The sequence below is a fragment of the Streptomyces sp. NPDC047002 genome, from assembly GCF_040704505.1.
Lineage (GTDB): Bacteria > Actinomycetota > Actinomycetes > Streptomycetales > Streptomycetaceae > Streptomyces.
Map to the genome: position 1 here is coordinate 201,672 of NZ_JBEYWC010000006.1, position 13,883 is coordinate 215,554.

Annotated in this window: 11 protein-coding genes and 2 pseudogenes; 9 read left to right on the forward strand and 4 right to left on the reverse strand. The window is 66.5% G+C overall.

The window, feature by feature from the left end:
* The first annotated feature begins 4 nt into the window (after positions 1-4).
* Positions 5-964, forward strand: coding sequence for a hypothetical protein (locus AB0910_RS08860; RefSeq protein ID WP_366743832.1), 960 nt, complete (start codon positions 5-7; stop codon positions 962-964).
* 20 nt (positions 965-984) lie between these two features.
* Here AB0910_RS08860 and AB0910_RS08865 read toward each other — a convergent pair.
* Positions 985-1,251, reverse strand: a pseudogene (locus tag AB0910_RS08865) (hypothetical protein); the annotation flags it as partial.
* A 72-nt stretch (positions 1,252-1,323) separates the two neighbouring features.
* On the opposite strand from AB0910_RS08865, the gene AB0910_RS08870 reads away from it, so the two are divergent.
* A complete protein-coding gene (locus AB0910_RS08870) occupies positions 1,324-1,608 on the forward strand; it encodes a hypothetical protein (RefSeq protein WP_366743833.1) in 285 nt (94 codons plus the stop codon).
* Here the strand turns inward: AB0910_RS08870 and AB0910_RS08875 are convergent.
* The 3 genes and pseudogenes from AB0910_RS08875 to AB0910_RS08885 form a co-directional block, all read right to left on the reverse strand.
* Positions 1,605-1,892: pseudogene (locus AB0910_RS08875) on the reverse strand (Tn3 family transposase); the annotation flags it as partial. The gene AB0910_RS08870 and the pseudogene AB0910_RS08875 overlap by 4 nt on opposite strands.
* 22 nt (positions 1,893-1,914) lie before the next feature.
* Positions 1,915-4,716: a Tn3 family transposase gene (locus AB0910_RS08880; protein ID WP_366743834.1), complete on the reverse strand. Its 2,802-nt coding sequence runs from the start codon at positions 4,714-4,716 to the stop codon at positions 1,915-1,917.
* Between the two features lie 262 nt (positions 4,717-4,978).
* On the reverse strand, positions 4,979-5,368 hold the full coding sequence (locus tag AB0910_RS08885; protein ID WP_366743835.1) for a signal peptidase I: 390 nt from the start codon (positions 5,366-5,368) through the stop codon (positions 4,979-4,981).
* A 433-nt stretch (positions 5,369-5,801) separates the two neighbouring features.
* Between AB0910_RS08885 and AB0910_RS08890 the strand changes: the two genes are divergently transcribed.
* The 7 genes from AB0910_RS08890 to AB0910_RS08920 all read left to right on the forward strand — a co-directional run bounded on the left by AB0910_RS08890 (position 5,802) and on the right by AB0910_RS08920 (position 13,866).
* Positions 5,802-7,049: an MFS transporter gene (locus AB0910_RS08890; RefSeq protein WP_366743836.1), complete on the forward strand. Its 1,248-nt coding sequence runs from the start codon at positions 5,802-5,804 to the stop codon at positions 7,047-7,049.
* Positions 7,050-7,191: 142 nt separating this feature from the next.
* A complete protein-coding gene (locus AB0910_RS08895) occupies positions 7,192-8,052 on the forward strand; it encodes an isocitrate lyase/phosphoenolpyruvate mutase family protein (RefSeq protein ID WP_366743837.1) in 861 nt (286 codons plus the stop codon).
* A 127-nt stretch (positions 8,053-8,179) separates the two neighbouring features.
* Positions 8,180-9,151 (forward strand): NAD(P)-dependent oxidoreductase, encoded by a 972-nt coding sequence (locus tag AB0910_RS08900; RefSeq protein WP_366743838.1) that lies wholly within the window; start codon positions 8,180-8,182, stop codon positions 9,149-9,151.
* A 43-nt stretch (positions 9,152-9,194) separates the two neighbouring features.
* A complete protein-coding gene (gene argC / locus AB0910_RS08905) occupies positions 9,195-10,301 on the forward strand; it encodes an N-acetyl-gamma-glutamyl-phosphate reductase (protein ID WP_366743839.1) in 1,107 nt (368 codons plus the stop codon).
* Positions 10,298-11,524 (forward strand): phosphoglycerate kinase, encoded by a 1,227-nt coding sequence (pgk, locus tag AB0910_RS08910; RefSeq protein ID WP_366743840.1) that lies wholly within the window; start codon positions 10,298-10,300, stop codon positions 11,522-11,524. Before argC ends, pgk begins: the two co-directional genes overlap by 4 nt.
* Positions 11,525-11,526: 2 nt before the next feature.
* The gene (locus AB0910_RS08915; protein WP_366743841.1) at positions 11,527-12,642 is read left to right on the forward strand and encodes an iron-containing alcohol dehydrogenase; all 1,116 of its coding nucleotides are present in this window, start codon (positions 11,527-11,529) and stop codon (positions 12,640-12,642) included.
* 12 nt (positions 12,643-12,654) lie between these two features.
* A complete protein-coding gene (locus AB0910_RS08920) occupies positions 12,655-13,866 on the forward strand; it encodes a hypothetical protein (protein ID WP_366743842.1) in 1,212 nt (403 codons plus the stop codon).
* The last annotated feature ends 17 nt before the right edge of the window (positions 13,867-13,883 follow it).

Sequence of the window (13,883 nt, forward strand, 5' to 3'; positions counted from 1 at the left end):
GTGCGTGGGGATCGAGAGCGACCAGCTGGTCTTTGACTACCTCAGCCGCGTCGGCGACGTGGCTCATCAACGACAGATGCCGTCGTCGGAGCGTATGAGGCTCGTCTCCTCGCTGCGCGGCGAGATCGACAGGCGGCGCGGCGGCGAGGGCGGCGACACCACGGCCTCGGTCAAGCGCATCCTGGGGGAGCTCGGGACGCCGGAGACCGTCGTCGGCTCCGCGGGAGCGGGAACGGGCCGGGCCGTGGGCCGCGGTGACGAGGCGTCGGCCACGGGCCCCGGCGTGCCGCGGCAGCCGACGTCCGCCCCCTCCATGCCGACGGGTCCGCACCTCGCGGGCATGGACGAGCGCGGCGCACCCCCGCGGGGCGGCTCGACCGACTGGTGGCGCGTGCAGCCGGGGCCGGGGCCCGACGTGATGGGGTCGGGGCAGCTGCAGGTCGGCGGGTTCGTCGGCGGCGTCGAGATCCCCGAGATACTGCGCCCGCCACGGCCGGAGGGCGCGGCGACCGTGCCGCTGCAGAAGGCCGTTCCCGCCGTGGAGGAGGAGGTCGAGGCGGTCGAGGAGGCCGGCGGGCCCCGGCGCGCCTGGTGGCGCCGCAGGCGCGCGGTGGAGGGCGCGGGCTTCGGCCTGACCAACCCGTTCCTGCTGCTGACCGCCGCGCTGCTGGTGGTCGGCGCGGTCCTCGGCAACATCTGGGCGCTGCTCGCGGGCTGGGTGCTCGCCTACTTCTCGCGGACCCTGACGCGCAGTGAGGCGAAGGTCGCCGTCTTCTGGCTGCCGGGCGTGTCGGTGGCCGCGGGCCTGGTCTGGCTCTGGGGCCGCTTCAACGACCGCTGGGGCGACCCGATCCCGAAGGGTGGCATGGCCGACGCGCTCGCCGACACCTGGCCGGTCGTGGTCCGGGTCGCGGCCGTCGCCTCGGCACTCTTCCTCGTCTGGCGCTCCCGCCGCGTCCGCTGACCGAGCGCGGTCAGCGCGCCGACGCGGCCCGCCTTCACGGCGACGAGGTGGTAGGCGTACCTGGCGGCCCGGTTGAGGTCGTGCAGGACGGTCACGACGGTCCTGCCGCGCTCGTGGTCGAGGCGGCGCACCAGGTCGAGCATCTCCACCTGGTGGGCGATGTCCAGGAAGGTGGTGGGCCCGTCGGCGACGGTGATTGCCTCGGGCGCCGTCGGGGACTGCGGCAGCAGGCCGATGGACTGGGCGACGCGCCGCGCCGGCAGGGACGCAAGCTGGGGTCCGAGTAGGAACGGAACAGAAAACCGGCGTAGCTGTCAAATTTTTTGACGGGCAGTGAGTGAGGCTGCCAGGGTGTGCGGGTGAGCGACGACCCGACGATCGGTTTCCTGAAAGCGGACGTGGCGCGGTTCTGTGCCGGTCTGGATGAACTGGCCCCGGCGATCCGGCTGCGGCTGCTCATGCAGTTGCGGGCTGCGCTGGGCGAGGTGACGGACATGGCCCTGGATGAGGGGATGGCCTCGGCGAAGGCGGAGGGCTGGGGGCTGCGGCAGATTGGCGGCCAGGTGGGGCTGTCGCACGAGAAAGTCCGTTACCGGCTCGCCCAGAGCACGGGCATAGGCAAGCCGGACGGAGGTGCTTCCTAGATCGTGGTGGAGGCCGTTTCGGGCTTGGCGGTGGAGCGGAGCTGTCCGCCCTGAACCTCGTTGGGCAGCGCGAAACTGTAGCGGCCGTGGAAGTTGATGTGGGCGAACTTCAGCGGCGAGAGGCGGGCGATGTCCTCGTCCCGAACATGGATGCCCTCGGCCCGCATCTCTCCGATGATCTTCTGGAAGTACACCGTGTTCCACAGAACGACGATGTTGAGCATCAGTCCGAGCGCGCCGAGCTGGTCTTCCTGGCCCTCTCTGTAGGACTGCCTCAGTTCGCCCTTCTGTTCCGTGGAAGATCTTTCAGGCGAGTTCGTGGCGGGATTCCTGCCGGTTGAGCTGGGTCTTGACCCGGCGCCTCAACAGTTCGTCGGTGAAGTATGAGGACAGGTACGCGCTGCGGTTCAGGCGGCCGAGTTCCATGACGGCCTTGCCGGTGAGGGTGGGCTTGCCGCCCGGCGCCAGGACGCGCAGGGCCTTGGAGGCTTTGATGGTGCCGGAGTGCAGGGAGCCGGCGAGACGGAGCATCTCGTCCCAGTGGGCGGTGATCTGCTTGAGGCTGACCTTGTCGCGAGTGACCGGATTGAGCGGCCCGTAGTCGGCGTCCGAGTCGGCGCGGTAGAAGGTGGCGCTGCCGACGTCGGCCAGGCGCGGGGAGAACTGGTAGCCCATGAGCCGGAAGAGCCCGAAGACGATCTCGCTGGCGCCGTGGGTGTCGGAGGTGACCTCGACGGGTCGCAAAGCGGTCTCTTGTTCCAGCAGTCCGTCCAGGATGTAGAAGGAGTCGCGCTGGGCGCCGGGGATCAGGATGCCGTGCAGGCCGCTGAACTGGTCCGAGAGGAAGTTGTAGAACGTCACCCCGCGCCGGCGGGTACCGAAGTACTTCGGGTTCGGCCCGGAGTTGAGGGTGCGGATCGGGGAGACGAAGCGCAGCCCGTCGGCGGAGGCCAACTCGCCGCGCCCCCACGCCTGCACCAGGGGCAGGCGCATGTGGTAGTCGACCAGGCGGGCGTTGGCCATCGAGAGGGTCTGGGCGCGCACATAGTTCTGCTCGACCCAGAAGAGCCGGTCGCGGCTGAGCGCATCGACGCCGTCGTGGACGATCGGCTCGATCCCGACGTTCGTGGCCTCGGAGGTGAGGACCGCAGCCAAGGACAGCTCAAAATCGTCCATGCGGGAGCTGGCCTCGGAGACGTGGGTGAAGTCTCCGAGGTAGGGGACCCAGGAGTTGACTCCCAGCACGATCTCGGGCAAGTCGACGGCGGGCATCCTCGCCTCGACCTCCTTGTTCAGCTCGACCAGCGAGGCGGGCTCGTCCAGACGGTCGAGGCCGGTGAGGATGATGCGGTCGCGGCCGTTTTGCTGCTCGATGCGTACGGCGGGGTTGGCGGCCAGGCCGTCGGCGAACTCCCGGTGGGCCTTGTCGAGCCGGTCGGTCCACTCGGCGAGGATCTTGCTGGGTTCGGGGTCGAGGTCGAGTTCCTCGCAGACCCTTGTGCGGGCCGCCTCCCATGCGGCGTCGCCGAGCAGGCGGGCGTTGGGGTTGCCCCACTTGCGCAGACCCGGTACGAACACCTCGTGCCGGTGCAGCGCTGCGCGCAGGGCCTCGGCGGACGCGACGATCAGAGCGCGCTTTTCCACGCTGCCCACGGGCATCGGCGGAGGCGGGAAGACAAGGCGCGGCCAGGCGGAGGTGAGGACCTTGGCGGGGATCTCCCATGCCTGGATGGGGCGGCGCCGGCCCTTGAGGGACTTCACGAAGCCGATCGCGTCCAGGACGGGCTCGCCGGCCGGGCTCGCCTCGAAGGTGAACGTCTTGAGCAGGCCGGGCAGGAAGCGGGCGATGGTGTTGTAGCGGGCGGCGAGCATCTGCTCGGCGCCGTCGTCGGGCTGCTGTGCGAGGAGCTTGACGGTGTCGGCCGCAGCATGGACGGGGCCGACGTCCATTGCGTCGAGCGTCGTGAGCAGGTCGCCCTCGGGGTCGGCGGCGGTGGTGCAGATGGCGAGCCAGGCCTTGCGCAGCTCGATCGCCGCGGCGTCGAGGTCTTTGAGGGTCCGCAGCCGCTGTTTCGTCATCTTGGTGGCGGAGCTGCGGATGATGTCGCCCATCACCAGGTCGAAGACCTCGATGGCCTCGTCGGCGGCGAGCTGTGGCATGACTGCGGCGAACGCGACCAGGGTGGCCAGGCGCCGGTCTCCTCTCAGGTCGGAAACGGCCTGGGCATGGGCGGCCTTGGCGAACCGCACCAGAGCCTGTAGCCGTTCCGGAGGTATCGCGTCCAGGTCCCACGCGGAACCGCCGAAGGTGTGCAGCGGTTCGTATCGTTCCAGGGCTTTGCCCACCCCGCGCGCCGAGATGTCGCTCGGGGAGCGGCGCAGACGGTCCAGCTCGGAGAGGCGCTTGCCCGTGGGGACGACGACCGGCTGCTGCAGCCGGTCGGCCTGCTCGGCGGTCGGGGCTCCGGCGAGGGTGGCCCATAGCTGTTTCTCGGCCCGCTCGCGAGTGCCGGAGACCAGCCGCTCCAGCACGGTTACCCCGGGCAGGACCACCTTCTTGTCCACCAGCCGCTTGGTGGCCAGGTCGAACAGCAGGGTGGGGCGTTCGTTGCCGATCCAGGCTCGCTGATACAGCCAACGGGCGAGCGCGAACCACTGGTCGAACTCGAACTTCGTGTACCCGTAGCCCTCGCGGATCTGCTCCTGGTGGTCCCAGCGAGCCTCGCTGGTGCCGTATCCGGCGAAGTCGTCGGGCTCCAGGCCGAGCTGCTCGGCGACGTAACCGACCACCATGGCAGGGACCTCCTTGGGATTCTCCAGGAAGGTGCCCAGGTAGCGGATGGTGCCGAGCTGAACGGCCCAGCCGAGCCGGTTCCCCGCGCCACGGGTGGCCATCGCCCGGCGCCGCGCGGTCTGATCCAGCAGGAAGGACCCGGCGAGCTGTCCCTCGTCCGGGTCCTCGGTGAAGTGGCCGAAGCGCCTGCGTTGTTCCTCGCTCAGAAAGTTGGTGAGCACCGCCCGCTCCTTGATCGTCGGCGTGATTCGCGCGAGACGGTGCCAGGTGGCCTGGTGGAGCGTGAGGTGATCCCCGATTCCAGCCCTGAACATCACCCCATGTGATAGACGGGGCAGCGCGGGCGGGGAGGTGCGCGCGGCATCTTCAGGGCGGCCGGCGACGTTGGGCTGATGCCCGCCACGTCACATGCCAGGCGCTCGGCTCTGCGCCGCCGTCACACCCTCGCCAGCTCCCGAAGCGTAGAACTCGCTCCGGCCACCGTCCCACGGGGAGGACGGCGGTCCGAGGACGGGTGCGCACTGCAGTGGGCTGGCCAGCGGTTCTCGCCGGTCTCGCGCCATCGGTCCTTCGTGGTCAGGTCTGCAGTCGCGCCTGATCCCGCTCCGTCACCGCGTAGCCGGGCACGGATGGCCACCGAACGGTCAGCACTACCGACTCATCCTCTGCGAACCATGAATGATCGACCCCGCGCCCCCATACGACGTAATCACCCTGCTGTTCCAGAAGAACGCTGCGGCCCGGGAGCGCAACGCGGAAGCGTCCGCTGATGAGAACCAGGAGCGCTGTGCGTTCCTCGCCCTTCACCCACTGCGATCGCTCATCGCCGCGGGGATGGACACCCCATTTGATCTCCACAGCCTCACTGTGGCGCGGATCGCCTACGTCCTTAAAGTGCCCCAGGAGCCAACCCCGGTCCAGTGCCGCATCTTTGCCTGCGTTGCCCACGTACACGCTGTCATTCACGTGACAGGACGCTAGCAGCTGTTCCCGTGAGCGCCTTCAGCACTGTCGACACACAGTCGTGATCGACAGGAATTAAGCGAGGTGGCATTTTATCCGCTCCATTGCCAAACGCAATCACTTTTTTGCCAGTCCGTTCGCGATGAGGATTCGCATCCTCGAAACAGGCAAAGGCCCCAAATTACACCTTTATCCCAGACAGCCCTTAAGTTGTACGTTTAATCAGCGAAAGATTTGCCTGAAGTTTAATTTCTTGACACCTCCTCGATCCCTGGTCAGGATGATCGAGCCTGACGGCAGGAGCCTGCCGATCTGACGATTGGCGTTGCAAAGGCTCTCCATGGCGTGAATACGGGAGGCTTGACCTCGCTACTGCTCACCCGATTCGCGCCGCATGCCGTCGGGGCATGCGGAGTAGAGGAAAAAGGGGGACTATGTGAATCGGATACTTCGTGGCCTATGTGATGACCTGGTTCCTCGAACCCGTACTGCACGCAGACTCGCTTTCCTTACGCTGATACAGTCGACGGGTACCGGGATCTTTCTGACTTCCAGTGCGATTTTCTTCACCCGAGTGATCGGTTTTTCGCCACAGGCCGTCGCAGTGATCCTCTCCATCGCGGGCTTCTTCGGATTCCTGTCCACGGTCCCAGCGGGAAGATTCGCCGACAGGTTCGGAGCACGGCCGCTGCTGGCTGGCAACTACGCTGCTCTTTCTGTCCTTTTCACTCTGTACTGCTTCAGTGACACCTTCGCCGCGTTCGCGGTGGTTGCCTGTCTGATAGCGGTCGGGGAGGCGGCCGGCAGCCCTTTGCGGGCCACCCTGACGTTCAGCCTTTTCGGGAGAGAGACCGCGACGAAGGTGCGCGCCCAGATGCGCAGTATCTTCAACCTCGGCTCCATGGCCGGTGCGGCTCTGGCCGGCGTGGCTCTGGCGGCAGGTACCCGCCAGGCGTTCTATTCGGTGATCGGAGTCAATGCCTGCACCCAGTTGATCTGTGCGGTGGTGACCCTGAGCCTCCGTGCACCGATGCGGCCGGGACAGGGTGGACGGCAGGCCGGGATAGGGAGCTGGGCCGCCCTGCGCGATTACCGTTTCATCGCTGTCACGCTCGCCAGCGGGCTCCTGGAGCTTCACAATGCGATGTTGAACATCGGCATTCCGTTGTGGATCACCATCCGGCTGCGGGAATCCGGCAGCCTCAACTCTGTGGTCATAATATCCAACACGCTGCTCGTCCTGCTTCTTCAAGTACGGTTGAGCAGAGGGGGAGAAACAGCCCAGGGCGCTGCAATACTGCAGAGGCGATCAGGATTCATTCTGCTGGTCTCCTGTCTGTTTTTCGCTGGAACCGCTGCTGTCTCCGACACGTGGGTGGCCCCCCTTATCGTCTTGGCGGCCGTGGTTTTGGTGTTCGGAGAGATCTATCAGGCGGCCGGAAGCTGGGGTATCTCATTCGAGCTTCCGCCACCGGGGCGCCAAGGGGAGTATCAGGGAGTCTTCGCTCTCGGGCGCGGCCTCCAGCAGTTCGTCGGCCCCATGCTCGTGACCGCGTTGGTCATCAACGTCGGCGCATTCGGCTGGATTGTCCTGGGAATCATGTTCGGGGCCGTCGGAACACTGTGTGTTCCGCTGGTGCGGGCCGCCGATAAGGATGCTCCGAAGATTTCTGTGGCTGCCTAGATTCATTCTTTGGCCCATCTCGTCCACTCGACGAACGAAATTCCGTTCATCGGGCGGAAGATTGCTTTCGTGTGTGACTTCCCTCAATCCTCTTGGAATGTCTCACCGTACTCTGTGTGCCCACAACATATTGGAGAAATAGATGCTCAAGCGTTCGTACCCCTCCTTCCGATCGCTGGTGGAAAAGGGCGAACTGGTCCGCGTGGCCGGTGCCCATGACGCACTGGGCGGCGTGCTCGCGGAGCAGGCGGGCTTCGACGCCGTGTGGTCCTCCAGTCTTGAGGTGTCCGCAGCCCGGTGCCTTCCCGACGCCAGCGTTCTAACAATGACGGAGTACCTTGAGGCCGCAGCGAACATGCAAAAGGCGCTCGGCATACCGGTCATCGCTGACTGCGACACGGGCTATGGGAACAACCTGAACGTGGTGCACATGGTCCACGAGTACGAGGCCGCTGGCATCACTGCCGTCTGCATGGAGGACAAGCTGTTCCCAAAGCTCAACAGCTTCGCGGGCGGTGACCAGACGCTGCTGAGCACGGAGTCCTTCTGCAGCAAGATCCGTGTCGCGAAGAACGCCCAGGCCACGAAGGACTTCTTCGTCGTCGCGCGCACCGAGGCGCTGATCAACGGCTTGAGTGTGGACGTTGCCCTGGAGCGGTCCCACGCCTACTGCGAAGCCGGTGCCGACGCCGTGCTGATCCACTCCAAGTCCAAGACCAAGGACCAGGTCGAGGAGTTCCTGTCGCGCTGGGACGGCCGCCGGCCAGTCGTCATCGTTCCCACCACCTACCCGGACTGGCACGTGGACGACATCACCAAGGCCGGCGTGTCCGTCGTCATCTACGCCAACCAGGGGCTGCGCGCCACTGTCGCCTCGCTGCGCGAGACGTTCGAGTCCATCTGCAGGCACGGTGACTCCACCGACTTGGAGGACCGTATCGCCGCAGTAAGTGACGTCTTCGAGCTCCAGCAGCTCAAGGAGTGGCAGAAGCTCGACGCCTGATCCCCTCGCCTCGGCCTCCTGCCGAAAAGCCGCGGGGGCATGCCCGTTCAGGGCTGCCCCCGGGGCGCCTTTGGGCCCCTGCAGGCGGGCTCCTCGCGATCATTCAGACCGACAGGGAACGCACCCCGTGAACTCAGCTCCCCCCTCCTCACCCGCTCGCCACAAGGTTCTGGTCGTCGACCCCATCGCTCCTCAGGCGCTGGAAGAACTCCGCACGGCGTACGACGTCATCGTTCGCATGCAGCCGTCCACGACCGAACTCGTCGACCTCCTGCGCGGCATGGACGCGATCGTGCTGCGCAGCGGCGTGAAGCTGCCGGCTGACGTCATTGGGGCAGCCACCCAGCTGAAGGTGATCGCCCGAGCGGGCAACGGAACCGACAATATCGACCTCGCGGCGGCCGAGCGCGCAGGTGTCCAGGTTTTCAACATTCCGAGCGTGTCCTCCGGCGCGGTGGCCGAACTGGCCCTCGGACTCACCTACGCCGTGACGCGTCACATTGCCCTCGCGGACCGGCAGATCCGCGGCAACCTGTGGAAGAAGTCCGAGCTGGCTGGCATCGAACTGGCTGGCAAGACAATGGGCATCGTCGGGCTGGGCGACATCGGCTCCCGCCTGGCCGCATTGGCGCGCGGCGTCGGTATGCGGGTGGTGGGTTCGGTGAGCCGTCCCACTCCGGAACGCGAAGCGGAGTTCGCGCGGACGGGCATCACGCTGATGGCCACCGGCGGAGTGCTCCGCGAGGCCGATGTCGTCGCCTTCACGTGCCCTCTCAACGATCACACCCGCAACCTCGTCACCGCGGCGGAGCTGGCCACGATGAAGCCCGGCGCCTACCTCGTCAACGTCTCCCGCGGAGGAGTGGTCGACGAGACCGACCTCTACAACGCCCTGGCGCGACGGCACATCGCCGGGGCCGCCATCGACGTCCTTGCCGTCGAACGCGAGCCGACCCGGCTGGCGGAACTGGACAATGTCGTCCTCACGCCCCACATCGGGGCCATGTCGGTCGACTCCCAGAACCACATCGGCGCGATGCTCCTCGACGGTCTCGCCCTGGGGCTCTCCGGACAAGATGCTCCTACCCGCGTCGTCTGACCGTTCCAGGCCAGGTCTGGCCCACCATCAAGAAAGCACATCCATGCCACTGAAGAACGACGGTATGAGCGTCGGCGTCGTGGGCGCCACCGGCTACACCGGCGGCGAACTGTGCCGACTGCTACTCAATCACCCTGACGTCGGCCGTATCCTGCCGACCGCACGCGGCGACGAACAGTTCGAGCGCCTCCACACCAACCTCTTGGGCAGCGGTCTGGAGTTCCTCGGCCTCGACGACCTCAAGCGCCGGGCCGAAGGGCTCGACGTGGTGTTCTTCTGCACGCCCTCAGGTGAGGCCATGCGCAACGCGCCCTGGTTCCTCGACCGAGGGATCCGCGTCGTCGACATCAGCGCCGACTTCCGCTTCTCCGACCCCGACGTCTACCAGCGGGTCTACGGCTCCGCTCACGCGACTCCCGAGCTCCTGCCCGAGGCCGTCTATGGCGTGACGGAACTGAACCGCGAGTCCATTGCCAAGGCGCGAGTCGTCGCCAATCCGGGGTGTTACGTCATCACCGCGATCCTGGCCCTCACTCCACTGCTGCGTGCCACGTGGGCCGACCTCGACGCCCCCGTCCACATCAGTGCCGTCAACGGCACGACCGGGGCCGGCAACAAGCCTAAGCGGTCCATCATGCACGCGGAGGTGCTGAACTCCATGCTGCCCTACAGCATGGAAGGCCATCGGCATGGTCCGGAACTGGAAACCCACCTAGCAGACGAGGCGGGCCGTCCGCTGACCGTGGACTTCAACACCGCCCACGGCAACTTCGCCCGTGGCATCTACTTGCAGGCCAACCTGGCCGTGCACCCCAGCGTGCGAGACGGCATGACGCGTGAGCGGATCCTCCAGCTGCTCACCGACTTCTACGGCCGGGACGGCGAGAAGGAGTTCTTCGTACGGGTGAACACCTTCCCCAAGTCGGGAGGGATCAACTCCAAGGAGTACGACGTCTATCCGAGCGTGGCCGGAGTCATGGGCTCGAATTTCTGCCACATCGGTGCCGACTACGACGCCCAGCGAGGCATCGTCAAACTCCTGTCGGTCACCGACAACCTGGTCAAGGGAGCTGCCGGTTCGGCCATCCAGAACATGAACGTGATGTTCGGACTGGACGAGACAGCCGCCCTGCGTACGTACGGGCTGTGACCGTGAACCCCTCGGTACAGGTCACAGCAACGCAGGACGTCCCCCGCTCGCTCCTCGACCGGCGGATCGTCAGCGGGGAACGCTGGATCTTCTCGGCCGGGTTCAACGTGGCATCGGGCATGCGCGACACCAGCCGGATCGACACCGAGCTGGCCGACATCGCCCGTCTCGCCGACGCCGGGGCACGGGTGGCGGTGCTCTCTCACCAGGGCCGCCACAAGGACGGTTCGGCACAGCACCTGGGTGATATCGCCACCTATCTGAGCGGGCGGCTCGGCAGGAACGTGGTCTACGTTCCGGAGAACACCAGCGACTCAGCTGTCGAACACTCCCATGCGCTGGCCCCCGGTGAGGTGGCGCTCTTCGGGAACACACGGCACCACCCGGGAGAGGAAGCCAACGATCCCGCGCTTGGCGCCCGGTTCGCCCGTCTCGGAGACGCGGTTGCGGTCGGCGGCTTCTCCAAGGCCCACCGCGAACACGCCTCCAACACCGGGCTGTTGAAGTTCCTTCCCGGGTGGGCCACGCGCAGCCTGCTCGTGGAGCTTGAACGACTCTCCCCTTGGTCCGGCGCCGATCCGTCCGTCCCGTCCCTCGCGGTACTGGGCGGCGTCAAACCGGAGAAGACCCTCATCGGACTGCGCAGTTTCTCCCGTACGTACGACGTCGTAGTACCGGCCGGAGCCGTCCTGAACCACGTGCTGGGCGCGCTGGGCCACCAGGTGGGCGACTCCGAACTCGGCGAACAGCCTGAACGCTGTGCGAAAGCCACAGACGAGATCCTGGGCTCTGCGGCGGCCCGCATCCACGTGCCCAGCCGGGTGGTCATCGCCCGCAGGTCCGGGGACTCCTTCACGGATCCGCGCGAGATCCGCGTGGCGGAAGGCGTTCCCCCCGGTTTCGCCATCGTGGACTTCCGTCTGGAAACCTGGCTGGCGGACCTCATGCGGGAGTTCGGCGGCAGCGGATGCCGGGCCGTGCTGGCCGGAACACCGAGCCTGTACCTCAAGGGGTTCCGGCACGCTTCGATACAACTGCTGAACTGGGCCTCTGCTCCGGGGGTCGAGGCGATACTCCTCGGTGGGGACACCGTGTCCGAGCTCCCCTTTGACGGCCCCACCTCGACCGGTGGCGGCTCCGCACTGTGCTATCTGGGCGAGGCGGACCTCCCTGCCCTTCGCGCTCTGCGCGAGAACGCCGCCATGTCCTGGACGGAGATTTGACGATGTTTGACTTTCATGTTCCGACCCGGATCGTCTTCGGCCGAGGCCGTCTTGAGGAGCTGGGGACGCACGTCCGCGCCTGGGGCGACCACACCTTGATCGTCTGCGGTCGTTACGCCATGCGGACGTCGGGTGTACTAGCTCGTGTCCAGGCGATTCTGTCTGCCGCTGGCGTCAAGGCCGAGGTGTGCGACCGGATCTCCGCCAATCCCCGGTCGGACGAGGTGGATGCGGCGATCCGGCAGGCCCGACGCTTCGGCGCCCAGGTGGTCGTCGGACTGGGCGGGGGCAGCGCGCTCGACGCCGCGAAGGCTGTGGCAGTCGGAATAGGACACGAATCGGTCGCCGGGCTCATCGGACGCACCCTGGCCACCTCCCCCGACTCGCTGCCAGTGATCGCAGTACCGACCACGGCCGGCAGCGGTGCGGAGGTCACCAAGGGTGCGATCGTCACGGACGTGGCGCGGGACTTCAAGTCGGGCATACGCGGCGACGATCTCTTCCCGAAGGTCGCGGTCGTCGACCCGTCGCTGACCGACACGCTTCCTCACCTCGTCGCCCTCGACTCGGGCTTCGACGCCCTAGCTCACGCTGTCGAGGGCTTCCTCGCGCGCCGTTCCGGCGAGATGAACAAGGCTCTCTCGGAGCGAGCGGTCGAGCTCCTGGCACCGGCACTGCGCCGCCTGGCTGTCGGTGACAGGGGTACGGAAGTCCGGGACACCATGGCGTTCGGTGCCCTGCTCGGCGGCATCAACGTGGCCACGGCCAGCACCTGTCTCCCGCACAGAATGCAGCAGGCGATCGGAACGGCGGAACGTGTCGGCCCGTCCCACGGCTCCGGCCTGGCCATGCTGTACCCGGCCTGGCTGGAGCCCGTCGAGCACGTAGCCGGTGACGAGGCAATGGTCGTAGCCCAGTTTCTCGGTGCGACTGACCTCCGCCACGCTGTGCAGTCCCTGCTGCAGGACATCGGCCTGACGCAGAGGCTGAGTGACTACGGCTACACAGCGGAAGACGTCCACGGCTTCGCGGACCGCATCTCGGGCAACCTCGACAACGACCCCCACCCGGAGATCACAGCCGACCTGATCACCGCGATCTACACCAGCAGCCTCTGACAGGGAAACCTCGTGAAGAAAGCTCTCCTCATCGGCTGGCGGTCAGGTGCCGCCCAAGCTCTTGAAGCCGTCGGCTACACGCCCACGTGCATCGTCACTCCTGCTGACAAAGCGACCGCCCTTCGCGTCGGTTTTGATGGCGGTCTCGTCACCGCCTCGGATCCCGCCGACGTCGAGCAAGTCCTTGCGGCTCTTGAGCGTCACCACATCGATATGGCTGGCTTTGCCGCGGTGGGCACGAATCTGGAACGTTGCATGGTTACCGCTAGTACCGTTGGCGCTCTGGCGGGCGCCCGCGCCATACCAGTGAACGCGGCAGTGCTGCTACGCGACAAGGTCGCTCAAAAGACCGCGGTCGGTACATCTGGGCTGCCCGTTGCCGCCTGCCACACCGTCGACACTCTCGACGATCTGCCCAGTGGTTCGGACGTGTACCCGCTAGTCGTCAAGCCCTTGGCCGGGGAAGGCACTCGCGAAACCCACTTGGTGCAAGATGCACCGGCCGCCCGCCAGCTCGCCGCAGGGCGCCCCGGCAACACCGGTCATGGCCCCTGGGCGGTCGAGGAGTTCATCGACGGCGTGGAGTTGCAGATCGACGGCGTCGTCCGCGACGGGCACCTGTGCACGCTCGCCGTTTCCCGTTACCTGCAGAACCTCATCGCCATCAAGACCGGCGGACCTGTCGGTGGCACCCTCCTCAACCCTGAGGATCACCCCCGCCTGTATGAGCAGGCCACGGTTCTCACCTCGGCCGCGCTGACGGCTCTCGGTCACACAGATGGTGTGTTCCACCTGGAAGCGTTCGACCAAGGCCACCATCTGGTGTTCAGCGAATGCGCCGGCCGCGTCAGCGGCGGCCTGGTGCGGGAAATGCTGGTGCGGAAACTGGGCCTGGACCTCACCGCCGAATGGGCTCGCGCCCTCGTCCAGGCGAAACCTGAGATCCCGGCCGAGCCACAAGATGACCTCAGCTACGGCTTTGCGAACCTCGCTGCCTCACCCGGAGAGATCGTATCGATGCCCACCACAGGAGACGTACTCCGCCGCGATCTTGTGGTCGAGGCAGCCGTCGAACTTGGTCCCGGCCGCACCGTGCCGGATCAGACCACCGCATCGAACCTGCGCGCAGGACGGTTCATCGCGAGGGCCGACAGTGAGAAAGCGGTCGAGGCTGCCGTCTACGACACCCTCACCTGGTTCGCCGGTCATACCACCGTCAAATAGAAGGAGAGCAGAGGTTC